This is a genomic window from Xanthomonas sp. WHRI 8932A (assembly GCF_035012785.1).
Lineage (GTDB): Bacteria > Pseudomonadota > Gammaproteobacteria > Xanthomonadales > Xanthomonadaceae > Xanthomonas.
In genome coordinates this window covers 96,861-120,631 of record NZ_JAYGQQ010000011.1, presented here as the reverse complement: position 1 = coordinate 120,631, position 23,771 = coordinate 96,861, and the positions used below count along the sequence as shown (strand labels likewise).

21 protein-coding genes, 1 tRNA gene, 1 other RNA gene and 2 pseudogenes are annotated in these 23,771 nt (G+C 64.4%); 9 read left to right on the top strand and 16 right to left on the bottom strand.

All coding sequences use genetic code 11. The annotated features are described in order from the left end of the window. Positions 1 to 28: 28 nt before the first annotated feature. From VC212_RS18200 to VC212_RS18180, 5 genes are all read right to left on the bottom strand, one after another. Positions 29 to 490, bottom strand: a complete 462-nt coding sequence (locus VC212_RS18200) for an SCO family protein (protein ID WP_236699221.1) — start codon at positions 488 to 490, stop codon at positions 29 to 31. 269 nt (positions 491 to 759) lie between these two features. After that, entirely contained in the window at positions 760 to 963 is a 204-nt protein-coding gene (locus VC212_RS18195; protein ID WP_323526517.1) for a hypothetical protein, read from the bottom strand. Positions 964 to 1,025: 62 nt separating this feature from the next. Further along, positions 1,026 to 1,511, bottom strand: coding sequence for a DUF2946 family protein (locus VC212_RS18190; protein WP_323515055.1), 486 nt, complete (start codon positions 1,509 to 1,511; stop codon positions 1,026 to 1,028). A gap of 149 nt (positions 1,512 to 1,660) precedes the next feature. After that, complete coding sequence (locus VC212_RS18185; protein WP_323515056.1) at positions 1,661 to 2,206, bottom strand: cysteine hydrolase family protein; 546 nt, start codon at positions 2,204 to 2,206, stop codon at positions 1,661 to 1,663. A 151-nt stretch (positions 2,207 to 2,357) separates the two neighbouring features. After that, the gene (locus tag VC212_RS18180; RefSeq protein ID WP_323515058.1) at positions 2,358 to 3,350 is read right to left on the bottom strand and encodes a GlxA family transcriptional regulator; all 993 of its coding nucleotides are present in this window, start codon (positions 3,348 to 3,350) and stop codon (positions 2,358 to 2,360) included. A gap of 119 nt (positions 3,351 to 3,469) precedes the next feature. Here VC212_RS18180 and VC212_RS18175 point away from each other — a divergent pair, with 119 nt between their 5' ends. The 3 genes and pseudogenes from VC212_RS18175 (at position 3,470) to VC212_RS18165 (ending at position 5,917) form a co-directional block, all read left to right on the top strand. Further along, on the top strand, positions 3,470 to 4,324 hold the full coding sequence (locus VC212_RS18175) for an NmrA family NAD(P)-binding protein (protein ID WP_323515059.1): 855 nt from the start codon (positions 3,470 to 3,472) through the stop codon (positions 4,322 to 4,324). Positions 4,325 to 5,273: 949 nt separating this feature from the next. After that, positions 5,274 to 5,375, top strand: a pseudogene (locus VC212_RS18170) (IS5/IS1182 family transposase); the annotation flags it as partial. Between the two features lie 182 nt (positions 5,376 to 5,557). After that, positions 5,558 to 5,917, top strand: coding sequence for a hypothetical protein (locus tag VC212_RS18165; RefSeq protein ID WP_323515060.1), 360 nt, complete (start codon positions 5,558 to 5,560; stop codon positions 5,915 to 5,917). 289 nt (positions 5,918 to 6,206) lie between these two features. Here the strand turns inward: VC212_RS18165 and VC212_RS18160 are convergent. From VC212_RS18160 to dtd, 5 genes and pseudogenes are all read right to left on the bottom strand, one after another. Continuing rightward, positions 6,207 to 7,316: pseudogene (locus VC212_RS18160) on the bottom strand (IS3 family transposase). Between the two features lie 76 nt (positions 7,317 to 7,392). Further along, positions 7,393 to 7,468, bottom strand: a tRNA-Ile gene (locus VC212_RS18155). 218 nt (positions 7,469 to 7,686) lie between these two features. Then, complete coding sequence (locus tag VC212_RS18150) at positions 7,687 to 7,932, bottom strand: hypothetical protein (RefSeq protein ID WP_323515061.1); 246 nt, start codon at positions 7,930 to 7,932, stop codon at positions 7,687 to 7,689. Positions 7,933 to 8,173: 241 nt separating this feature from the next. Continuing rightward, positions 8,174 to 10,051 (bottom strand): RNA polymerase sigma factor RpoD, encoded by a 1,878-nt coding sequence (gene rpoD / locus VC212_RS18145; protein WP_055847682.1) that lies wholly within the window; start codon positions 10,049 to 10,051, stop codon positions 8,174 to 8,176. A 108-nt stretch (positions 10,052 to 10,159) separates the two neighbouring features. Beyond that, positions 10,160 to 10,600 (bottom strand): D-aminoacyl-tRNA deacylase, encoded by a 441-nt coding sequence (dtd, locus tag VC212_RS18140; protein WP_323515062.1) that lies wholly within the window; start codon positions 10,598 to 10,600, stop codon positions 10,160 to 10,162. Here dtd and VC212_RS18135 point away from each other — a divergent pair. Then, on the top strand, positions 10,599 to 11,615 hold the full coding sequence (locus VC212_RS18135; protein ID WP_193552917.1) for a lauroyl acyltransferase: 1,017 nt from the start codon (positions 10,599 to 10,601) through the stop codon (positions 11,613 to 11,615). The two genes, dtd and VC212_RS18135, sit on opposite strands and share 2 nt — an antisense overlap. 44 nt (positions 11,616 to 11,659) lie before the next feature. On the opposite strand, the gene VC212_RS18130 is transcribed toward VC212_RS18135, so the two are convergent. Further along, positions 11,660 to 12,181, bottom strand: a complete 522-nt coding sequence (locus VC212_RS18130) for a GNAT family N-acetyltransferase (RefSeq protein WP_055847672.1) — start codon at positions 12,179 to 12,181, stop codon at positions 11,660 to 11,662. Between the two features lie 241 nt (positions 12,182 to 12,422). Between VC212_RS18130 and ribA the strand changes: the two genes are divergently transcribed. The 4 genes from ribA to VC212_RS18110 all read left to right on the top strand — a co-directional run bounded on the left by ribA (position 12,423) and on the right by VC212_RS18110 (position 16,110). Continuing rightward, a complete protein-coding gene (ribA, locus tag VC212_RS18125; RefSeq protein ID WP_323515063.1) occupies positions 12,423 to 13,556 on the top strand; it encodes a GTP cyclohydrolase II RibA in 1,134 nt (377 codons plus the stop codon). Positions 13,557 to 13,826: 270 nt separating this feature from the next. Further along, positions 13,827 to 13,903, top strand: a non-coding RNA gene (locus VC212_RS18120) — sX9 sRNA. Positions 13,904 to 14,128: 225 nt separating this feature from the next. Further along, entirely contained in the window at positions 14,129 to 14,605 is a 477-nt protein-coding gene (locus VC212_RS18115; RefSeq protein WP_323515106.1) for a PH domain-containing protein, read from the top strand. After that, positions 14,602 to 16,110 (top strand): PH domain-containing protein, encoded by a 1,509-nt coding sequence (locus VC212_RS18110; RefSeq protein WP_323515064.1) that lies wholly within the window; start codon positions 14,602 to 14,604, stop codon positions 16,108 to 16,110. The genes VC212_RS18115 and VC212_RS18110 overlap by 4 nt, the downstream gene beginning before the upstream one ends. Positions 16,111 to 16,227: 117 nt before the next feature. Here VC212_RS18110 and VC212_RS18105 read toward each other — a convergent pair whose 3' ends face one another. Further along, positions 16,228 to 17,286 (bottom strand): CDP-glycerol glycerophosphotransferase family protein, encoded by a 1,059-nt coding sequence (locus VC212_RS18105; RefSeq protein ID WP_323515065.1) that lies wholly within the window; start codon positions 17,284 to 17,286, stop codon positions 16,228 to 16,230. Between VC212_RS18105 and VC212_RS18100 the strand changes: the two genes are divergently transcribed. Next, positions 17,287 to 18,111 carry a glycosyltransferase family 2 protein gene (locus tag VC212_RS18100; protein WP_323515066.1) on the top strand — a complete coding sequence of 275 codons (825 nt, stop codon included), beginning with the start codon at positions 17,287 to 17,289 and terminating at the stop codon, positions 18,109 to 18,111. 199 nt (positions 18,112 to 18,310) lie between these two features. On the opposite strand, the gene VC212_RS18095 is transcribed toward VC212_RS18100, so the two are convergent. The 4 genes from VC212_RS18095 to fmt form a co-directional block, all read right to left on the bottom strand. Beyond that, positions 18,311 to 19,588, bottom strand: a complete 1,278-nt coding sequence (locus VC212_RS18095) for an O-antigen ligase (protein WP_323515068.1) — start codon at positions 19,586 to 19,588, stop codon at positions 18,311 to 18,313. A 152-nt stretch (positions 19,589 to 19,740) separates the two neighbouring features. Beyond that, positions 19,741 to 21,462, bottom strand: coding sequence for a glycosyltransferase family 39 protein (locus tag VC212_RS18090; RefSeq protein ID WP_323515069.1), 1,722 nt, complete (start codon positions 21,460 to 21,462; stop codon positions 19,741 to 19,743). 49 nt (positions 21,463 to 21,511) lie between these two features. Then, complete coding sequence (gene rsmB / locus VC212_RS18085; RefSeq protein WP_323515070.1) at positions 21,512 to 22,822, bottom strand: 16S rRNA (cytosine(967)-C(5))-methyltransferase RsmB; 1,311 nt, start codon at positions 22,820 to 22,822, stop codon at positions 21,512 to 21,514. Then, the gene (gene fmt / locus VC212_RS18080; RefSeq protein ID WP_115554730.1) at positions 22,822 to 23,745 is read right to left on the bottom strand and encodes a methionyl-tRNA formyltransferase; all 924 of its coding nucleotides are present in this window, start codon (positions 23,743 to 23,745) and stop codon (positions 22,822 to 22,824) included. The genes rsmB and fmt overlap by 1 nt, the downstream gene beginning before the upstream one ends. Positions 23,746 to 23,771 lie beyond the last annotated feature (26 nt).

Below are 23,771 nucleotides of genomic sequence, written 5' to 3'. Positions count from 1 at the left end.
GGAAGCCGGCAGGTCGCTCTTACGTCAGTTAGAGCACTTGCCGGATATCGTGCACAACCGAGTCCACCGTCTGCTCGTGGGCCAGGCCCACGCGCAGCTGTCCGTCGCGATCAAAAAGAAAACTGCGGGTGGAGTGATCGATGGTGTACGTCGGCCCCATCGGCACTTTTGCATAGCTCACTTTCAGATTGCCTGCCGCCACCCGGATGTCGCCCTCGCTACCGGTCAAGCCGATAAAGTCCGGATCGAATGCCTTCACGTAGGTCCTGAGTACGTTTGGCTTATCGCGTTGCGGGTCCAGCGTGGCAAACGCGAATTGCACCTTCGCCGCATCCGCACCCAGCTTGCGCTTGACCTGCGCCGCACGCGCCAGCGTCGTCGGGCACACATCCGGGCAATGGGTGAAGCCGAAGAACAACACCAACGCCTTGCCACGAAAACTGCGCAATGGCCGTGGCGTGCCTTCGGTGTCGTAAAGGTAAAAATCCATTCCGCGCGCCATCGCGCTGAGGTCTGCGCCATTGGGAGCGGACCCGCCGCCCAATTGCCCACATCCGGCCAATACGCAGACCAGACACCCCAGCATTAGGTGCGACAGTCGTCGCTTCCACACAGATCGCATTGCTTGCATCATCCTGATTCCCATCCATTAAGAGCGGCCTTGCGCATGCCGTTCTATCGCGCGCCATTGATTGCGAATCGGCAGCAATCGCAGCCCTTGCTGCACACATTCGTCCGCCGTGTCATTCACCGGCGCTGCTACGGTTGTACGCCAACTGCCTGGTCGCAGTGCTCCGCGTTCGGTACGCCATCGCTCGAAGCAATCCGACTCGGCTGTTGCGGCTCGCCTGCAGTCAGCCGGCGCAACTGGGCAGGGGTAATCAACGCCAGTGTCGGCACCAGCGTCAAAAGAGCAAGGCAAGGCGTCGCCGCCGCGCGGGGCGGCAAAGCAAAGTAGGTCATCTACACGCTCCAGAACATCCAACATCACACCCGCTGACAGGTGCGGCTCTCCATCCGATGTTTCAGGCAAACAGCGGTGGTCCGCGTGGCGCATGTGCCAACCAGCGTGCGGCTGATGGAGCCTCAGCGGCAAGACGCTCAACTGCACGCCGGCCCCGACGGAGCGCAAACAGCACGCACACCATCAGCAGCCAGGGCAGCAGCCGCGCGGCGAGCAGGCAGTAATCGCAGGCAAACGCATGGCCCCCATCGGTGTAGTGCAGATCGTGTTCGGCGCTCGGCCACCGCTTGGCTGTACCGGCCTGGGCGTCTGCCGACAGCTGCGCGGCATGTGCATTGCCACCGACGGCATCGGCCGCCTCGCCAGCTGGCCAGGGCTGACTGTGGCAAAGCGGCCCGTCCAGAACGCCGGAGGCGTTCTCGAGCGTGCGGCTGACCAAGGGCGCGACCAACAGCAATAGCAGCGCCAGGCAAGCCAGGCGCTGCATCATGCTGAACAAGGGCGAGGGACGGAAGCGCACCCGCAAAGTGTAATGAAAAAACCGCACGCCACCTGCGACCCTTCGTCGCAGCCGGACACCTGGGTTCGCGCGGCGGTGCGCACTGCATGCGCTGCGCACCACATCCGGACCAGGCGCATCCCGCACGGCAATCGGTCTGCACCATCAGCACCGGGCGCCACGCGCGCGCCGTTGTCTCACTGACCCTGCAGATACTCCTGCGTGGATCGCACTGCCGCATAGCCAAACTGAAACGCCGCCATCATTGTCGCGTGCACGTGGGCCGCAGGCACCTTGGTGCCATCGAAGTCCAGGTCCATCGTGGCGCAGGCATCGTGCAGCACTGTCACCGTATAGCCCATGTCGGCGGCGGCGCGTACGCAGGCATCCACGCACATGTGGCTCATCGCGCCGACAATCACCACGTCCGTCACACCGTGTTGCTGTAGCTGCTGCGCAAGCTGCGTCTCGCGAAAGGCGTTGACGTGCTGCTTGACGATGACCACTTCGCCATCTTGTGGCGCAACTGTGTCATGGGTCTGCGCGCCCTGCGAACCGGCCACGAGGAACGGGGCACCCACAGCCGCCTCATGACGCACATGCAACACCGGAACGCCCGTGTCGCGCGCATTGGCGATCACCGACAACGCATTTGCTGCGGCCAGTTCGATGCCGGTCAATGGCAGTTTCCCGCCGGGGAAATAATCGTTCTGCAGATCGATGACGATGACGGCCTTGGTCATGGTGTTTCTCGCGTTGAATGCCATGCATCAGCATGCGCCTGCCTGGTGATCACGACGAGTGGCACCGCCGACATCACCGGGCCGTTAGCGACATCCCACCGCCGCTCGACGTGCTGGAGACGCGCGTCGAAGAAGAAAGTGGCCGGTAAGCTCAGGTCGCCCTGGCACTGCTTGCACCCGCAAACCGCTGCCGATAGTCGCTGGGCGACAGTCCAAGAATGCGTTTGAACACCTTGCGAAACGCCGCCGCATCCTGGTAACCGACGTCCCACGCAATCGCATCGATAGTCATGGCATTTTCTTCCAGCAAGGCACGCGCCCGGCCGATCCGCAGCCGCTGGCAATACTCCGTGCTGGTCATGCCGGTCGCCTTCTGGAACCGGCGCAAGAACGTGCGTGCCTCCAGCCCCGCGTGTGCGGCCAGAAGGGTCAGCGCCACATCCTGCGCACCGGTCTCCTGCAGCCAGTGCTGCACCCGCAGGATGGCCGCGTCGCCATGCGTCAAACGTGGCGAAAACACACTGTAATAGCGCTGCTGCCGGCCCGGCGGGTCGACCAGCAGCACGCGTGCGGTTTCCAGCATGACCGCCGGCCCCAGCAGGCGATCCACCAGCCGCAGACCTAGATCGGTCCACGACATCACGCCGCCGGCGGACATGACATCGCCCTCGTCGATGAGCATCTCGTCCGAATCGACCCGGACCGCCGGAAAACGCTGCTGCAATGCGTCTGCATGCAGCCAGTGCGTGGTCATGCGACGTCCATCCATCACGCCGGTGCCGGCCAGCAAAAACGCACCCGCACACACCGAGCACAGCATGACATCTTGGGCATGTTGCGCGCGCAGCCAGCCAATCAGGCTGCCATTGCGCTCCTCATCGGGCGCATCGCCCAGACTTGGCGGCAGGATCAACGCACACAGGCGCGCACCAACGTGTGTATCGCTCTCACCTACACGCGACGGCGCAACGCTGGGCGTTGCCTGCTGCCAATGCGTGACCTGGATCGATGCGCCCTCGGCTGCACCGCTCGCGCCTGCAAGCCGGTTAGCCACCGCAAACAGATCGGTAAGGCCAAGCACGGCCGCCTGCTGCGCATCGGCATACAGCACCACACCAACCTCGACCCTTTGCCTGGATATCATCTCGTTCTCCACGCCGACTTGCATTCAGCAGCGCGCCATTAGTGCAGTTGAAGTAACCGAAGTACGCCGTCCATGCTCCTGCGCCACAGCTTCCCTCTCACGTCCACAGGAGTATGCCAATGACTTACATCATCCATGGTGCCACCGGCGCACAAGGCGCCCCGCTGCTCAATGTGCTGTTGCAGGCCGGCAAGCAGGCCGTGGCCGCAGTGCGCAACGCCGGGGCGGTCACCGGCCCTTCGGTGCAGATCGATAATGGCTCCGTCCAATCATTGACCGATGCCTATCGCGGCGCGCAGGGCGTCTTCATACACCTGCCTCAGGCGCCCGAGGACGTGCGCGTGGCCTACGCCACCAATATCGTCCAGGCCATCGACGCCGCAAAGCCCGCGCGCGTGCTGATCTCCACCAGCGGCAGCATCGTCGATGAACCGGACAACGCATTGCAGGCAGCCCCCGACTCGGCCATCGCCCTCCTGATCGATGGCGTGCAGCGCAGCGGCGTCTCCAGCGCCGTCATCGCCCCACGCCTGTATCTGGAAAACCTGCTGCTGCCCATGGTCATCGGCGGCGTGCACGCCAACGGCGTCCTCGGTTATCCGATACGGGAAGATTTCCCGGTGTCCTGGAGCTCGCACCTGGACATCGCCGACGTTGCTGCCCTGCTGTTCGATCAGCCTGCCATCACCGGCGTGGTCGGCGTCGGCCAGCTACCAGGCCTGCTGGGCGCAGACCTTGCTGCAGCAATGGCCAAGCACTTCAAGCGCGATGTGCACTTTCAACCCGTGCAACCCGAAGCATTCGGCGAGCAATTGCAGCCCCTGCTCGGCCCCGCTGCGATGGCCGTCGCCGGGTTCTACCAAGCCCTTTGGCAAACCCCTGCCAACACCATCAACCCCGCCACCAGCGCCCAGCAATTGCTTGGCAGCACACCACGCAGCGTTGAGCAGTGGTTAAAGGATCTGCTCGGCTAACGATGACGGCTAGTGCAGTGACTACCCGGCTGAGCCGGCGGCGCAGCACAGGCATCGCTTAAGCCTGTGTTGCGCCGGGAACTGCGTGATCGTGAGCGCTAATCAATGGCTGCCTATAGAAGGCTGCGCATTCTTAAGCATTGCGGCCGAGCCGCGGCACGGGCGGGGACGTTCATACCTGCCGGTACAGCAGCATTGCCGCGCCTGCCTCGTAGCTGCACACAGCAGTGTGTGCTTCGTGCAGCCCGAAGTCCGGGCTACGCCTCAGAAGTTGTGAGGTCTGGCTCAACCGCAGTGCAAGTTCCCTCGAAGGTGTCCGAGCTTTCATCGTCATGGATCCACTGTGCCGATCTATAAAAATCGTGGGCACATACATGCCATTGAACTTGAACGCAGCTTGGATCCGGTCCGGCGTGATGCTTATCGGCACTACACCTGACGAAATCGCTTGCATCGCCTGGTGGCCTACCAGGATTTAAACCTGGAACCAAAGGATTATGAGTTTGTCGTCGACGCGCCATGCCCAAGAAAATCAAGCGCAAGGTAACGTAATTAACAGAAAAAAATTAAGCTGCGACAGCAGCTTCGCGCAGCTTGGCGAAGGCGTGCAAAACTCAGCTCTATACTGATTGAGTACCGCCAAAGGACTAATCAATGCCAATCCAACCCGAGGCGTTTGTCACCTCACGCGCCACCGATCTCCCAACGGGTTCAGTCTTGACGAGCGGCGGCAATTGGTTCGCCCATGCCAACATCGCGGCGCGGCGCGGGATGCGACAACAGAGCGCAGCTGTGGCCCTGACTGTCAACGGAATCATCCAGAATTATCACGCATGAGAACCGCCTCTCACTGGCTCCTCCTGCGACGGCCGGCATTACGTAATTACGAGGTACGTAACATTTTACGAAATCAATTGACTGGCTTGACCGAATCACTGCCGACCCACTTGCATGGTTGGAGAAGAACCCAAGGCTATGGAAAAACTGCGAGCGCAAGCTCAATGCCAGTTTGCAGATGATCCAATTGACTTTGCTGCTCGGAAGACTTTGAACGGGCTCTGATAGGTAGCGCAGGTTGCCAGGGCCAAATCTATACTTTAAATGTATAGTTATTAAATATAGTATATCTCTCCACCATCCCTATCCATAGGCTGAATATGACTTGCGCATTGCGGATGCCAGCCCGGATTTGTAGTTAAATGATAAATCCCATGATAACGCTTGGATAATAAATTGAAGAAAATCTACCTGATAGTTGCGCTACTAGCATCGGCGATAAGTTCCCAGACCGTACTTGCGCAGGAACCAAGCTTTTACAATTGTCAAAATAAAGCGATCCGAGTGAACATCCCATCTATGCCCCTAGGCAAGGCAGTTGCTCGGTTCACAGAACTGACACATTGCCCAGTATCGATCGATGCTGACGAAGTCGCAAACACGGATGTGAAAGAACTTCCGACTTTCATCGTGAAAGGTAAGCTGACTCCCCGCAAAGCGCTCGATTTGATGCTCTCGAGTACGCCATTGAAGGCAAAGGAAATCAGGGGCGGCTTCTCCATTTACGAAGACAACAGTTACGACAGCAAACCATAAAAGACGCTCGTCAAGGCGTGTAAAGCAGGGACCCGCTGATACGAAAAGAGATGGCACTCTGCAGATGATAAATTGAGCGTCATCGCATTCGAATGGTCGGAAAATGTGCAGTTCGCTTTGCTTTGCGATCTGCACTTCTCCCCCAATATCTCGCGCACTCATTGCAAAGCGATCACCGACATAGCCGCCATCGCAGAACGGACCCCGTAAGCGCTTCAAATTCGGTTTGTTGCGCTCAAGTGCCAGCAGCGCAATGAATCGTCCCGACTTCTGTAGACACCCCGCAGCCTCATGATGATTGCTGCTTTCCAAACTCTACCGGCGACAGCCCGTCGTTATGACCGTGCTGTCGCCGCGTGTTGTAAAACATCTCGATGTAGCTGAAGACATCGCACTTGGCTTCCTCGCGTATCACATAGACCCGTCGCTTGGTGCGCTCACGTTTCAGGAGCTGGAAGAAGCTTTCAGCAACTGCGTTGTCGTGGTCATTGCCGCGACGGATCATGCTGCTGACCAAGCCGTGTGCCTTCAAAAAGTCCTGCCAGTCGTTCCCGGTGAACTGTGTGCCTTGGTCGGAGTGGACCAGCAGTCCTGCAGGCGGCTGACGTCGCCATACGGCCATTATCAATGCGTGTAGCACCAGGTCGGTATGCATGGTCGATTGCATCGCCCAGCCCACGATCGTCCTTGAGGAAAGATCCAACACCACGGCCAGGTACACCCCCGTGCGTTCGAATGTAGGTGATGCCGGTGACCCATGCTTGATTAGCCACGCCAGGATCGAACTGACGCGCCAGTTGCTTGCTGGTCACGGCGGCCAGTTTCTCGCCACGAACACCGGGCCGGCGGCCATAGTCGACCTGGGCACGCAAGCCTTCATGTCGCATCAGTCGCGCTGTCCGATGCTTGCCGCACGACTCAGCTATATCGCGAAGATCACAGTTGATCTTGCGGTCACCATACACACAGCCGCTTTCCAGCAAGGACGGCTTGATCAGACCGAGAACGCGCGCGCCATTCTTGTCACGTTGCGACATCGGCGCGCTCCGCCATGCGTCGTATCCGCCGGGGTGTAGGCCGAACGCCCTGCACATATTCCGAAGGCGAAAGTCCCGCTCATGATCGAGCATAAACGCGTATTTCATCCGGCCAGCTTGGCAAAGTGCGCTGCGGCCTTTTTTAGTGTGTCTCGCTCGTCGGTGACCCGCCGCAACTCCGAGGTCTATTCGATTGCCGCCGAATGCGTGGACGATGGGTAGGCCTAGTGCTTCCGCCAACCATATAGGCTGTGGATTGAGATGCCGAGCCGGCTGGCCACATCGGCCACTGAGTGGCCACGGTCGGTGACCTGCTTGACCACCTCGACCTTGAACGCTTCGGTGTATCGCTTGCTGCTCATAGACACCCCTATTGCTACCGTGAGTTACGGCTGCAAGGTGTCGTAGGAAAGCCGGAGCGATTCATGGACTGTTTTTTGGTGGGCCCACCAGGATTCGAACCTGGAACCAAAGGATTATGAGTCCTCTGCTCTAACCGTTGAGCTATAGGCCCTGCTGCACAGCGCTCGCTGATGCCGCATGCCATGCGTCGGGCCCTCAGGAGTCGAGCAAGTTTACCTGTCTGTCCGCGAGCTTGTCTGCTGCGGCGCCGTCTTCTCTGCGGGTTCGTATCTGCGCACGCTTGCTGCGACTATGCAGGCGTCTGGTATCTGCTGGACGCTTGGTAGATAGATGCCTGCACATCACAAACGCGCCTACACACCCACACCATCAAGCATCCGCAGTCTGACGTTGCTTATCGATCAACTGGCGACCTGCGCGAAACCCCTGCGCGATGGCGTCCTGGTAGGTGTCCCAAGTCTGGGTCCCGTCGTTGATGCGTGGCAGACGGGTGCCGCCGCCGGCGTACACATCGACCCACAGCGTCCACTTGGCTGTCGGCGAAGCCTGTTCGACGCGTACACGGATTTCATGCTCGCAGTGCGTGGTGGTTTCGAAGCGGCTTTGTCTGCTCATCGGACGGTCTCATGTTCCTGTCGCGCTCGAAGGTAAAGCGCCGGTTGCAATCTCGCGTGAGATTGCAGGAAACATCCACTTAATAGTGCGTTGCGGTGCGGCTTCGTCGCAAAGGCGTGAAGCCACGCCGTCCGAATCTGCGCCGCTGCTGCCCGGCTAGCATCGCCGGGCAGGTGCCTGAAACGCAACAGCCCCGCATGTGCGGGGCTGTTGTGCGACGACTATCCAGCAACGACTAGGGTCAGTCGATGTCCAGGAACGAGCGCAACTGTTCCGAGCGGCTGGGATGACGCAGCTTGCGCAGCGCCTTGGCTTCTATCTGCCGGATCCGCTCGCGGGTGACGTCGAACTGCTTGCCGACTTCTTCCAGCGTGTGATCGGTGTTCATGTCGATACCGAAGCGCATCCGCAGCACCTTGGCTTCGCGCGGGGTCAGGCCGGCCAACACGTCACGCACCGTCTCGGAGAGATTGATGTTGGTGGTGTTGTCGATCGGGGACTCCACATTGGTGTCCTCGATGAAGTCGCCCAGATGCGAATCCTCGTCGTCGCCGATCGGGGTTTCCATCGAGATCGGCTCCTTGGCGATTTTCATCACCTTGCGGATCTTGTCTTCCGGCATGTCCATTTCCTTGGCCAGCTCCTCCGGCGTGGCCTCGCGGCCAAACTGCTGGAGCATCTGACGGGAAATGCGGTTCAACTTGTTGATCGTTTCGATCATGTGCACCGGAATACGAATGGTGCGCGCCTGATCGGCGATCGAACGGGTGATGGCCTGACGGATCCACCACGTCGCATAAGTGGAGAACTTGTAACCGCGACGGTATTCGAACTTGTCCACGGCCTTCATCAGGCCGATGTTGCCTTCCTGGATCAGGTCCAGGAACTGCAGGCCGCGGTTGGTGTACTTCTTGGCGATGGAGATGACCAGACGCAGGTTGGCCTCGACCATTTCCTTCTTGGCCTTGCGCGCCTTGGCTTCGCCATAGGCCATCGCACGGCTGATCTCCTTGATCTCGCCAAGGGTCAGGTAGTTGGCCTTTTCCATCTCGATCGAGCCCTGCTGCTCGGACACGATCTGGTCCTTGACGTCGCGCAGCGCGGACGACCACTTCTGCTTGCGCTTGAGTGCGTCTTCCACCCATTCCAGATTGGTCTGATTGCCTTCCCAGGAGCGGATGAAGTCCTTGCGCGGCATGCGTGCCACGGTGGTCGCCAGGTGCAGCACCTTGCGCTCGTGGTCCTTGATGCCGTTGACCACGCCACGCAGCTGGGTGACCAGCGCGTCGGTCAGCGGCAGCGGCAGCTTGAGCGTGGTGAAGATGGCGGCCATGTCTTCGCGCGCCTTGACCACCAGCTTGTGCTCTGCGCCGTTCTTGGCATAGATCTTCTTGAACTTGGCGTATTCGTTAGCCAGGTTCTCCATGCGTGTGGCGACTTCGACCGGGTCCGGACCGGTCGGGCCGGCCTCTTCTTCGGCAGCGTCGTCGTCGCCATCTTCGGCGTCGTCGTCGTCGGCAGCATCGTCTTCGGAGACGGCAACCGGGCCGGCGGCGGCCAACGCGGCAGCGGCGGCATCGGCTTCTTCGATCAGGTCGTTGAAGCCGACCACGATCTCGGCCAGACGCTTCTTGCCTTCCTTGTGCGCTTCGTAATCGGCGAGCAGCATTTCGGTCGACAGCGGGAACACGCCCAGTGCTGCCTGGACCTGGCTCAGGCCTTCTTCGATGCGCTTGGCGATGGCGATTTCGCCTTCGCGGGTCAGCAGCTCGACCGTGCCCATTTCGCGCATGTACATGCGCACCGGGTCGGTGGTACGGCCACCTTCGGTATCGAGCGCGGTCAGCGCTGCGGCGGCTTCTTCGGCGGCAGTGTCGTCAACCTCGCGGTTGCCGGTGTTGCCATCGTTGAGCAGCAGGGTTTCGGCATCGGGGGCAACTTCATGGACATCAATGCCCATGCCGTTGATCATGCTGATGATGTCTTCGATCTGCTCCGGGTCGACGAGGTCGTCGGGCAGATGGTCATTGACTTCGGCGTAGGTCAGATAGCCCTGTTCCAGGCCCTTGCTGATCAGTAGCTTGATGTCGGATTGCTGGGCAGGACGTTCGTTGGCCATGAGTGCTCGCGCCACCGGCTTTGAGATTGGAAAGAGAACCTAGCATTATACCAGCGTGAAGCCCGGTCTGCCGGAATCAAGACGGGACCGCTGGTAGAACTGCGCTGGCTAGGGTCTGAGAAGGAAGGTCACCGGGCCGTCATTGACCAGGTCGACAACCATATGGGCACCGAAGCGTCCGGTTTCCACCCCGACGTGGTGGTTTTCGCGGCAGATCGCCACTAATTGATTGAACGCCCGTTCAGCCTCCAACGGCGGTGCCGCAGTGCTGAAGCCCGGCCGGTTACCGGAACTGGTGTCGGCGGCCAGGGTGAACTGGCTGACCAGCAACAGGCCGCCGGCAGTGTCGGTGAGCGAGCGATTCATCTTGCCGGCATCGTCGCCGAACACCCGGTAGCTCAGCAGGCGCTCGGCAAGGCGCCGGATCTGCGCGTCGCTGTCGCCGGGCTCCACGCCGACCAGCGCCAGCAACCCGGGGCCGATTTTCCCGACGACCTGGCCCTCGACACTGACCGAGGCCCGGGTAACGCGTTGGATCAATGCAAGCATTGGCTTTCTCGCCCAGCAAACTGTGCCGCGCAGCATGCCCAGCGCTGTCCGCACTGTCACGCGCGGGCCTTCGCCGGCTGCGCTGTTTAGAATTGCGCGGATGAAACCTGATGTCCGCGCCCGACTGCTCTATGCCACCGCCGCCACCGTGGGCCGCCTGCCGTGGCCGCTGCTCAAACGCGTGGCCGATGCGCTGGCCTGGAGCTGGCGCAAGCTCAACGCGCGCGAAGCCCGCGTGGCCCGCCGTAACCTGGAACTGGCCTACCCGGAGTTACCCGCCGCGCAGCGCGCGCAGCTGCACGCGCAAATCCTGCAATCGACCGCGCGCCAGACCCTGGAAGTGCTGCGCACCTGGACCCGCCCGCCGGCCGACAACCTGGCGCGCCTGCAACGCAACGGGCAGGAGCTCTACGACGCGGCGCTGGCCTCCGGACGTGGCGTGATCGTGGCGGCGCCGCACTTCGGCAACTGGGAGCTGCTCAACCAGTGGCTGTCCGAGCGCGGGCCGATCGCCATCGTCTACCGGCCGCCCGAGTCGGAGGCGGTCGACGGGTTTCTGCAGCTGGCGCGCGGCGGCGACAACGTGCGCCAGGTGCGTGCCGAAGGCCCGGCGGTGCGGCAGTTGTTCAAGGTGCTCAAGGACGGCGGCGCGGTCGGCATCCTGCCCGACCAGCAGCCGAAGATGGGCGATGGCGTGTTTGCGCCGTTCTTCGGCATCCCGGCCTTGACCATGACCCTGGTCAACCGGCTGGCCGAGCGCACCGGCGCCACCGTGCTGTACGGCTGGTGCGAACGCGCTGGCGGGGACCTGCAGTTTGCCCTGCACGTGCAACCGGCCGACCCGGCAGTGGCCGACCCCGACCCGGTGCGTGCCGCCAGCGCGCTTAATGCCGGCATCGAACAGATCGCCCGGCGCGACCCGGCGCAGTATCAGTGGACCTACAAGCGCTACACGCTGCGCCCACCCGGCAGCGGCGAGGCCAACCCCTACGCGACCGAGCGGCATCCGCATTGATCGTCGCGCCGACCTGATCGAGCGCGGCAGCCGGGCCGGGTGCGTCAGTCGTCGTGCGGGTCTGCGGGCGTCGCCAGAATGCGTTGATAGAACGCCAGATCCAGCCAGCGCCCGAACTTGAACCCGGCCTCGCGCACGGTGCCGGCATGGGTAAAGCCGAACTGTTCGTGCAGCGCCACGCTGGCCTGGTTGCTGGCATCGATACCACCGACCAGCACATGCACGCCACGCTGCTCGGCCGCGGCGATCAGCGCTTGCAGCAACGTGCGCCCCAGGCCTTTGCCGCGATGGTCCTGGTGCACATAGATCGAATGTTCGACGCTGTACTTGAACGCCGGCCAGGCGCGAAAGGTGCCGTAGCTGGCAAAGCCCATCAGCGTGCCATCGGCATCTTCGACACCAATCACCGGAAAGCCGCCCGCGCGCTTGGTGGCGAACCAGCCGACCATGCTCTCCGGCAGACGCGGCCGGTAGTCGTACAACGCGGTCGAGTTGGCGATGGCCTCGTTGAAGATGTCCAGGATCGCGCTGGCGTGACGCGCTTCGCTGCAGTCGATAAGACGCATGGGATCCGCTGAGCTGAGAGGTGATCGAATTAGAAAGCATTGCCGGGCGCTGAACAACGCGCGCGGCGCACAACCAATCGGCGCCTGTGCCGTCACTCAATCGCAGCCACTGGATGCAGCGTTCCACCCGATGGTGGCAACCGCCAGTTGCGAACCACGCGACAATGGCGGCATGCGGCCGGCACTGGCGCGGCGGCGTCCGCCTTGAAGCGGCCGTGGCAATCCCCATCTGGAGTCGTGCATGAGCAGCCCCGTCCCCTCCCCCAGCGCACAGGCCTTCGGCGACCCGGCAGCCATCCGCTGCGAGCGCGCCGCCTCCGAGCTGCGCGCCGGCCGGCCGGTGCTGTTGACCGCCGCCGATGGGCAGGCGCGTGCGGTATTGGCGTTGGACAGCAGCACGGCGCAGTCGTATGCCGCGTTCGCACGTGCCGCGCAGGGCCGTCACTATCTGTTCGTCACGCCGACCCGCGCCCAGGTGCTGGGGCTGACTGCGCCGCAAGGCGCGCGCGTGGCCCTGGCCGACTACAGCTACGACCAACTCGCCGCATTGGCCTATCTGCGCGACACCACGGTGCCGGCGCAGTGGGCGGCTGGCGATGCGCTGGATGCCGGCGGGGTGGAGATCGCGCGGCTGGGATTGCTGCTGCCGGCCCTGCTGGCCGTGGAGCTGCGCGACGTGCACGCCCACGCCGCCTTTGCCGGATGCCAGTCGCTGAGCCTGGACGATCTGAGCAGTGGCTGCGCCAAATCGGCCGCGGCCGGCTTTGAGCTCGTCACCCGCACGCCGGTGCCATTGCGCGGCCTGGGCATGAGCGAATTCGTGGTGTTCCGCGGCGGCGTCGCACAGCGCGATCAAGTGGCGATCGTGGTGGGCCAGCCCGACCTGTCGGGCGCGGTACCGGTGCGCGTGCACTCGTCGTGCCTCACCGGCGACCTGTTCGGCTCGCTCAAGTGCGACTGCGGCGACCAGCTGCGACACGGCCTGGCCAAGTTGAAGGATCTCGGCGGCGGTGTGCTGCTGTATCTGGATCAGGAAGGCCGCGGCACCGGCATCGCCGCCAAGATGCGCGCCTACGGCTACCAGCATGCAGGCCTGGACACCATCGATGCTGATGCGCAGCTGGGCTTCGGCCCGGACGAGCGCCGCTACGGCAGCGCGGTGGCGATGTTGCGCGGCCTGGGCATCGGCCGCATCCGTCTGCTGACCAATAACCCGGCCAAGGCCGAGCGGCTGCGCGCCGCGGGGATCTTTGTCGAAGATCGCATCCCGATCACCGGCGATATCACCCCTGAAAACGAGCAGTATCTGCGCACCAAGGCCGCGCGCGCCGGCCATGCGCTGGATGTGGATGCGCTGATTCTGGCTGCGCAGTAAGCGCGGGCAGCAGGCTGCCTGGCTGGGTGTCACCGGCACGCAGGAGGCGCGTGCCGGGGCCGATGCATCCGGCCATCGGCGCCTAATGCGTACCTTCTTTTGACGTCTGCCTGACGAAGTTCCGTGTTTCGATCGTCATCGCTGCGCGCCATCGGCGTGGGTGTCGGTCTGCGAGACCCGCCGTGTAGCGCAAACGCGCGCACTGATGAGGATCGCCTAACGAAACGACTGCGCAGCCACCAGGCGGGCGCTGCCGGTGCTCGCTGCGGCATATACCACTCGTACACTCCGGTTTCTAATGCGCCGCCCACGCCCACCTGACGATTGCTCGCTACGTTTCGTTAGCCGCTCTAGAAACACTCTCGACCACCGAACGTGGTTGCCCGCTGCACCACGACGGCGTCTGTCAGCCGTCCAACCCAGTTCCTTGCAACCCAAGGCCAGAGCGGATGCGCCCTGACCGGGCACCCGGCTATGCTTGCGCACCGCTTCTGCAGGCACGCCTCGTGCACGACGCTCCACCGCCGCACCCCGACATCCTGGTCAGCGCCGCGCCTGCCGACACACCGCCGGTGGATCACGCGCACTGGCAGCAGTTACCACGCCGTGGCGCCTACGTGGCCGCGGTCAATGGCGCACTTGGCGGTGGCTGTGCCGGCCTGATCGCGGCCGGTGTCGCCGTCACTGCGCTGCATGCCTGGCACTACTGGCCGGCGGTGCTGGGCGTGACGCTGGTGCTGGCGATGCTGTGCGCATGGCTGGCAGTCAAACGGCACCGGCTCACGCTGTGGAAACTCGACCAGCATGGCCTGGCGCTGCAACGCGGGCATCTGTGGCAGAGCGACACGCGCGTGCCGATCTCGCGCGTGCAGCACGTGGATCTGCGCCGCGGCCCGATCGAACGCGCCACGCGCCTGACCACGCTGGTGGTGCACACCGCCGGCAGCCGGCTCAATGCGGTGGCGCTGTCCGGCCTGGATCAGGCCGACGCCGAACATCTGCGCGACCGCCTCGCCCGCCAGCTCGATCACCACGACGACGCGCTGTGAATGCCATCGAACACCCTGGCCACGACGAGCAGCGGCTGCATCCGCTGTCGTGGGTGTTCGTGCTGCTGCAGCAGATTCGCCAGTTCCTGATTCCGTTGGTCGCCTTGGTCGTGTTCGGCAGCCGCGACGGCAGCCGCGATTTTGCCGACCACATCGCCACCGCCGTGGTGATCTCCGTGCTGGTGGCGATTTCGGTGCTGCGTTACTTCACCTATCGCTATCGCATTGGGCAAGACAGCGTGGCGATCCGCAGCGGCCTGCTGGAGCGCAGCCGGCGCGACATTCCATTCGCCCGCATCCACAACGTGGTGGTGCATCAATCGCTGCTGCATCGGTTGGCCGGTGTGGCGGAAGTGCGGCTGGAATCGGCCGGCGGGCACAAACCCGAAGCGGAAATGCGCGTGCTGCGACTGGATCAGGCGCTGGCGCTGGAAGATCTGATACGGCGCCGCGCCCACCACGCCGATGCAGCTGCAGCTGCCGTGCAGACCGACGACCGCACCACCTTGTTGCGCCTGCCGATGGGCGAAGTGATCCGGCTGGGCCTGATTTCCAACCGCGGCATGGTGGTGGTCGCGGCCAGTTTCGGTGTGATCTATCAGATGATTCCGCGCCGGGTGGCGTCCAGCTTTATCGAGACCAATGGCGAGATCGCGTACCGCTACGTCAACCAGATCCATCCGGGTGCAGCCGTCACCACGATCCTGGTGACGATCGCCGTCGTGGCGGTGCTGCTGGCCATGCGCGCGCTCTCGGTGGCCCTGGCCGTGGCGCAATACCACGGCTTTCATCTCAGCGAATCAGAGCGGCGCCTCACCGTGGAGCGCGGCCTGCTGACGCGGATCCGCAGCAGCGTTGCACTGCGGCGGATCCAGTCATGGACGGTGTATGAAAGCCGGCTGCATCGCCTGTTTGGCCGCCGCCAGTTGCGCGTGGATACCGCCGTGACCAACACCGGCGACAACCACGATAGCGCGCTGAAAGAGCTGGCACCGATCGCCGAGCCGCAGCGCTGCGATGCCTTGTTGCAAAGTCTGCTGCCGGGTATTGCGTGGCCGCCGGCGCAGTGGCAGGCGATCGCCACGCACTGCTGGTGGCGGCTGAGTTTGCCGATGCTGCTGATGTTGCTGCCGCTGGTGGCCGGGCTAGCGTGGCAGTTCGGCAGTCAGGCTGCGTGGCTGCTGCTGTGGCTGCCGTGGAGCGCCTTCAAGGCGCATCGTCAGGTGCACCGCATGGGCTATGCGGTAGATGCGCGCTATGTGGCGGTACGCGGCGGCTGGTGGAAGCGCTGGTGGCGGCTGGCCGAACTGGACAAGCTGCAGGCGCTGCAATTACAACGCTCGCCGCTGGATCGCCTGACCGGCACTTCCACGCTGTGGCTGGACACCGCCGGCGCCAGTCCCACCGGCCCGGCCTTGCGCTTGCGCTTTGTGCCTTTGGCGCAGGCGCAGGCGCTGCAAACCCAACTGGGCGCCGCGCTGGCACGGCGCAAGCTGCGCTGGTGATTGGTGATTGGTGATTGGTGATTGGTGATTGGTGATTGGTGATTGGTGATTGCTGATTGCTGATTGCTGATTGGACCAGCCTCACTGATCGGCAGGGAGATCGTCCACGACCGACGATCAGCGCTGCGCCGGACCCCAATAGCCGAGTTCGCGCCGAATCTGTAGCCCTCGCCACAGGGCGCCCAGCGGCTTGCGTCGCAGCGTACCGAGCTTGCCGGCGATGAAATCCTCGGTGGCGGCGATCACTCGTTCGGACGATCTGCCATCGCGATACGGATGGATCGCATCGGCATAACTGGCCAGCGCGCCGCGTAGTTCGGCATCCGGCGCCAGCGCACGTGCCAGTTGCTGCGGCAACTGCGCCGGCTGCTGAAAGTCCAGCATATGCGGCTGCGGCACGCGGTTGCGGAAGGTCACCACCGGTTTGTGCTGCACCACGAACTCGGAGACGATCGACGAGGTATCGGAGACCAGCACATCGGCCGCACGCTGCGCCGCCACGACCTCTTCGGGCTCGACAAACCGCGCATTGGCACCAGCCAGCGCGCGATAGCGGTCGAACAATTCCGGCGCGCATTTGGGATGCAAGGTGAGCAGCCAGTAGTGCGCACCGCGCGCGATATCGGCGGCGATTTCCTCATACAGCACAGGTGCCGCGCTCAGGCGCTCGGTAAAGGTGGAACCGAACAGGATCACCGGCCGCCCGTTAGCGGGCGCACGCAGCGTGGCGCTGTGCCCGCCGTCATCGCGAAACACCGGATCGAGCTTGGGCCAGCCGGTTTCCACCACCGCAAAATGACCCTCGCGCGCCGCCAGTGCACGAAACGGCGCAGTGGTGGCCGGGCCTTGCGTGCAATACAGATCGAACAAGCCGCGCACGCGAAAATGGCCGCGATTGTCCTCGCGCTTTTGCACGTTGAATCCGTGGAAGAGCTGCACCTTGGCGCCAGAAATAAACGGCGGCACCCAGTTGGCCGCACTGAACACCGCACGCGGACGCAGGGCCAGCGCCTCGCGCAACCCCACTTCGCGTACGCCCGGCAGCACCAGTCCGCGCGCACCGCCTTCGTACCAGGCGGCAACCGTGTCGCCGCGGGCCTGTAATGCCTGCGCCAATGGCGCCAGAATAGGCAACGCGTAACGCTCCGTTGCGAACAGCAGGTAATCGGCCATCACATGTCCTCTTCGACCGCACCCGACGAACGGCCTCGCATTAGCGCCTGCATTATCGCGTTCAACGAGGCCGATCGCCTACGCGACTGCCTGACCTCGCTGGCGTTCTGCGATGAGATCGTGGTGGTGGACTCCGGTTCCACCGATGCCACTGCTGCCATTGCCAGCGCGCATGGCGCGCGCGTGCTGCAACGCGCCTTCGATGGCTACCGCAGCCAGAAGGCGTATTGCGTCGCGCAAGCCAGCCACGACTGGGTGCTGTGCCTGGATGCGGACGAACGCATCAGCGACAGTTTGCGCGCATCGATCCTGGCGGCACGCGATGCCGGCTTTGCCGACGCGGCCGGCTATCGTTTTGCGCGGCTCTCCGAGTATTTCGGCCGCTTCTTGCGCCACGGCAATGCGTATCCGGACCGCGTGCTGCGCCTGTTCGACCGACGCCGTGGCGGCTGGCGCGGCAAGCGCGAGATCCACGAAGCGGCCAGCGTCGATGGTGCCGTGGTCACCTTGCGCGGCGACCTGGTCCACTACCCCTACCGGTCGCTGATGCAGCAGCTGGCCAAGACCCAGCGCTACGCACAGATGATGGCCGAGCACGACTACGCCCGCGGCAAGCGCGCGACCTGGAGCAAGCTGGTGTTGGCGCCGGCCTGGCGCTTCTGGCGCGGCTATCTGCTGCGCGGCGGGTTTCGCGATGGCTGGCACGGGCTGATCTACGCCTACGTGCGTGCCAACTACGTACGCCAGAAGACCATCATGCTGTGGCTGCTACAGCACAACCAGCCGGTACAGGACCCGCCGCGCGCTGCGGATCAACACAGCGACTGAGCGCGGTCAGCACGGCTGCTGCGCTCATCCCAGGCGGCGCGACTGATGCGCTCGGTGGCCACGTACCCGTCGCGCAGATGAATCGCTTCGCATGGGCGGGCAGACGCATGACGGTTTGCGCAGGTCTGGATGCTTGTTGGCCGCACTCCAGCCGATCAGGTTCCGAACACGCGAAGCGTCTCCAACTCACCACTGCTCGCTACGCGTTGCCGACAGCCTTCGGTATTGCCGGCTGTGCCTGACGTGCGGCCAGGCCCACCAATATGCCGACCATCGCCGAGTAGAAGCTTGCCGAGACCTGGTGCGCGAACATCGACTGGGTCAACCCGCACAGCGCATAGCTGATCACGATCATCACCCCGGCCGCCGCCGGCCCGCGGAACTGCACCTGCCCGCTGCGTCGATGCAAGCGCACGAACACCCACAGCGGCACGCCATAGACCGCAATCAGCAGCAACAGCCCGGGCACGCCCTGGGTAGCACCCCATTCAGCCAGATCGTTATGCGCATGGCCCAGATGGCAGCGCAGCAGCCAGGTGCCGCTGGAACAGACCGGCAACTCGCGCATCGCATCATCGAACCGACCTACACCGACGCCGGTCAGCGGATGCGCGCGCAAGGTATCCCAGGCCACATGCAGGCGTTCGATGCGGGCCCCGGCAGACGAATCGCTGTCGCCCACTTCGTAGCGTTGCAGATCGCTCTGCAACTCGCCCAGGCGCATCTGGTCGGTCAATGCGGGCACGCTGACGACCACGCCCACCGCCAGCACCGCACCGCTGACGAAAGTCAGCAGCCGCATGCGCGCGCTATGCCACGGCGCGCCCCAGGCCAGCACACCCACGGTGGCCAGCAACGCCAGCCACACGCCGCGGCTGCCGCTGAGCACGATCACCACCACCGCTGCGACCCCCGCAGCGACCAGCCAGCGCACAGCGCCGACCGGACGACAAAACGCCACCACCACCAGCAACATCAGCGCGATGTCGGCAAACACAATCGCATTGGTAAAGCCTTCTGCACGGTCGGCGCCATTCATCACCTGCAGCAATGCGATCAACATGGCCGCAAACACGCCGGCCAATGCGCCCCGCCACAGCCAGACCTGGCGGGGTTGCAAGGCGTAAGCCCATAACGCAGCCCAGGGCAGCACCAGAAAGCGCGAGCGGTTGTCGACATCGCGCAGGCCGTGCTCGAACAAAGCGATCGACAGCAGCGACATTGCGATCACGACCACCGTCAGCCACCCCACCGCGCGCAACGCGCCGCTGCGCGCCGCGATGCCGGCACGCAAGCTGCGCCAGCCGACCAGCGAGCCAAGCAACAAGCACAGGCCGAACGGCAGCAAGCCGCTGGGCATGCTCACCACCAACGCGGTCAGCGTGAACACCCCCAGCTCGGCGATGCCCACGCCCGCGCGCGATGCCACGGGTGCGGACTGCGAGAGCGAAGTGGGCTGGGTACGCAGTGAATTCATTGAAAGATCGGTGGCGGAAGGGGGCGAGACAGGCACTGCACGTCAGCGACGCCGACCAAGCTAACGATGTCCCGCATGAATGACTGCTAGACAATCGCCAGCCACTGCAGTGGCCTGATGCAGGCAGGACCTGAAATGCGCGCGTGAAGGGCTCATTCGACGTCCAGGTTGCCCTGCTCCTTTTCTTCGACCGCCCGCTCCGTGGAGCTGGCCACGCAGTCGCCGCGCACCGCATCGCCCGGTACCAGCCACCACCGACGTCGATTAGCCACACCGACCAGCTGGCTGCGACTGCGGTCCACGCAGCCCAGCAGCGCCGTCTCCTGCGCCATCAGCCAACGCTGCCCCGGTTGCTCGGCCTGCCAGGCCGCGCCGCGTCGCAGCTGTTCTTCCCATGGCACCTTAAAGCCGAAGGTCTGCGCCGGGCGGTCAGCCATCAGCAGGTTCTGCTCCTTCCACGCCACCAGGCCGAGCTGGGCATCCGGGCCGATACGGCGCCCGACCTCGCGCATCACCGCACCGGCCGAACTGGAATCGTTGAAGATCGGGTAGCAGACCAGCCCGAACGCCACCCACCACGCGCCCAGCAGCGACACCACCGCCAGCGCGGAGCGGCGCACGCGCAACAGCAGCAGGCTCGCCACGCCCCAGGTGCCCACCGCCAGCAGCAGCCAGCCCAGCGGGTCGGTGGCTTCGTTGCCGACCCCGCGGCTGTCCATGATCTTCTGCTCGAATCCGGGGTGCCCGATCAACATCGCCGCCCCGCCTGCGGCGAAGACCACAGTCAGCAGCAGCGCAAAACCGAACAGCACCCGCTGCACCCCGACCCGGCGCAGCAAACCCGCGGCCAACGGCGCCAGCGCCAGACAGAACATCGGCAACGCCGGCAGGATGTAGACATCGCGCTTGCCGCTGGGGATGGTGAAGAACACCAGCACCAGCAACCACCACGCCAACGGCAGCAGATAACGCGCATCGCGCCGGCGCAACCGCCGCCACCACGCCGGAATCGCCCATGGCAACAGCAGGACGGTCGGCATCCACATCGTGGCCATGCTCTGCAGGTGGTACCAGATCGGCTGCGCGTGATCCCACGAACTGGCGTAGCGCTTGGCGGTCTGGCGCAGCAGGATGTCGTTGAGATACACGCGGTATTCGGGCTGGCCGGCGGTGAGCGCGGTGACCATCATCGGCACGAACCACAGCGCGATCGCCACGAAGAAGAACAGCGGCCCGAGCCAGAAGCGACGGTCGCGCACATGCACGCGCACACCCGGCCAACCGCGTGCGGCGGCAATGCCGGCCGGGATCAGCATCAGCAGCGCGATGATGCCCACGCCCTTGGTGATCACACCCAGCCCGGCGGCAAACCAGCCCAGCGTCCACCAGCGCCAGGCCGGACCCATCAACAGATGCCGCAGCAGCCCGTAATTGGCCAGGGTGATCCAGAACACCACCAGCGGGTCGATCTGCGCCTTCTTGGCCTGAAAGGTGAAGTGCAGGGTGAACAACAGCAGCCACGCGGCATACACCCCCACCCGCCGGGTCCACAGCCGCCGTCCCAGGTCGTACACACAGGCCAGCGTGCCCAGCGCCGCGAGCAGCGACGGCAGCAAGAACGCCACCCGCCAATTGCCCAGCAGCGTGTAGAACAGTGCCTGCAGCCACATCAACATCGGCGGCTTGTCCGAATACAGCTCGTTGCCGCGATGCGGGAACAACCAGTCCCCGCTCAGCACCATCTGCTTGGCGACCAGCGCAAAACGCGGCTCGTCCGACGGCCAGGGGTCACGCAACCCCAGCCCGGCACCGATCACCAGCACCGCGGTGATGGCCAGCAACCAGAAATCCTTTGAAGCACGGGTCTTGAGCATGGCGGGCGGCAATGGGACGCGAAAAGGGAGCGCCGACATCGGCGCGCGATCAGGACGCTTTTAGCAAAAGCGCGTAGAAGAAACCGTCGCAGTGCTGCTCGCCGGGAAACCGCTGACGTCCCGGGCCCGCCGCATGGCCGAACTGCGCACCCAAGGGCTGCGCCTGCGCATCGGGCGTGCGTTGCAGGAAGGCCTCGACCTGCCCCTGGTTCTCGCGCGCCAGCAGCGAGCAGGTGGTGTAGAGCAGCTGGCCGCCCGGACGCAACGTGCGCCACGTCGCATCCAGCAAGCGCGCCTGCAGGGCGCACAGCGCATCGATGTCGTCGGCGCGGCGGTGCAACAGCACATCCGGCTGACGACGCACCACGCCGGTGGCCGAACACGGCGCATCCAGCAGTACTGCATCGAAGGGCTGACCGTCCCACCATGCCGCCGGATCGGCCGCATCGGCGGCATGCAGCGCGACCTGCGCGTTCGGCACGGTGCGCTGCAACGTCTGTTGCACGCGTTCCAGCCGGCGCGCATCCACATCCAGCGCGGTGAGCTGCAACTGCGGGTAACGCTCCAGCAGATGCGCCGCCTTGCCACCGGGCGCAGCGCAGGCATCGAGTACCCGCGCCGCCGGCGTAAGCGTCAGCGCGTCGGCCACCTGCTGCGCGGAGCCGTCCTGCACCGAGACCTCGCCTTCGGCAAAGCCCGGCAACTGGCTCACCGGCACTGCACTGTGCAACCGCAGCGCATCAGGCAGCACCGTGTCGATCTGTGCGGAGATGCCCACCTCTGCCAGCCGCGCCACATAGGCGGCTGGGTCGCTGCGCCCGCGATGCACGCGCAGCCACATCGGCGCCATCTGCGCGCTTGCGACGAAGATCGCTTCGGCCTGCTCGCCCCAATCGGCACGCAGCTGCTTGCGCAACCACGACGGCCAACCGGCATCGTCCGAGACCGCCGGAAATCCTTCGCGCTGCGCGCGCCGCAGGATCGCGTTGACCATGCCGGCCTGGCGCGGCCGGCCCAGCGCGCGACACGCCTCCACGGTGGCCGACAGCGCCGCGTGCGCGGGCAGTTGCAGCACGTCGAGCTGAGCGAAGCCGGCCATCAACAATGCCTTGAGTTCGGCATCGCGCGGCGGCAGCGGGCGTTCCAGCCATTGCCGCAAGGCGACGTCGTAGGCCGGGCGGCGCCGCAGCACTGCAAAACAGATCGCCTCCACCAGCGCGCGATCGCGCGGATCGGCAATGCCAGGCAGCGCAGCGGTCAGTTCGGCCTTCAACGAACGGCCCTGGTCGAACACGGCCGTGAGCACCTTCGCGGCTGCCAGCCGTGAGGCGACGCCAGCCGCCGCGGTGTCGGCGGCCATCAGCGCAGCGCCGGCAGGTCGCGGCGCGCGTTGAGGTAATCGGCGGCGGTGATCGCCTTGCCGCCCTCACGCTGCAACACGCGCACCCGCAGCGCGCCCTGCCCGCAGGCGATGTCGATGCCCTGCTTGCTGGCGGCCAACAAGGTGCCCGGCGGCTGTTGATGGGCCAACTCGAGCGCCACCGCGCCATGCAGACGCACCCGCTCGCCGGCCAGCGTGGCCTCGGCCACCGGCCACGGATTGAACGCACGCACGCGCCGCGCCAGTTCCTGCGCCGGCTGCGCCCAGTCCAGCCGCGCCTGCGCCTTGTCCAGCTTGTGCGCGTAGGTGACGCCCTCGGCCGGCTGCGCTTGCGCCACCGGGCGAATGCCGGCACGCAGCAAGCCCAGGCCATCGGACAGTACCTGCGCACCCAACGCGGCCAGGCGGTCGTGCAGCTGGCCGCCGGTTTCCTGCTCGCCGATCTCGATGCGTTGCGACAACAGCACCGGGCCGGTATCCAGACCGGCTTCCATCTGCATCAGGCACACGCCGGTTTCGGTATCGCCGGCCTCGATCGCACGCTGGATCGGCGCGGCGCCACGCCAGCGCGGCAGCAGCGAGGCATGCACATTCCAGCAGCCGTGAGTCGGCGCAGCCAGCACCGCCTTGGGCAGGATCAGCCCGTAGGCCACCACCACCATCAGATCGGCATTGAGTCCGCGCAGCGTGGCCAGCGCCTCGGGCGAGCGCAGCGTCTGCGGCTGGTACACCGGAATGCCGCGCGCGATCGCCTCCAGCTTCACCGGCGACGGCGTCAGCCCGCGACCGCGACCGGCTGGCCGATCCGGCTGGGTATAGACCGCCACCACTTCATGTCGTTGCGCGGCAACGCGTAACGAGGCGACAGCGAAGTCCGGCGTACCGGCGAAGACAATTCTCATAGGGCTGGGATTCGGGAGTCGGAATT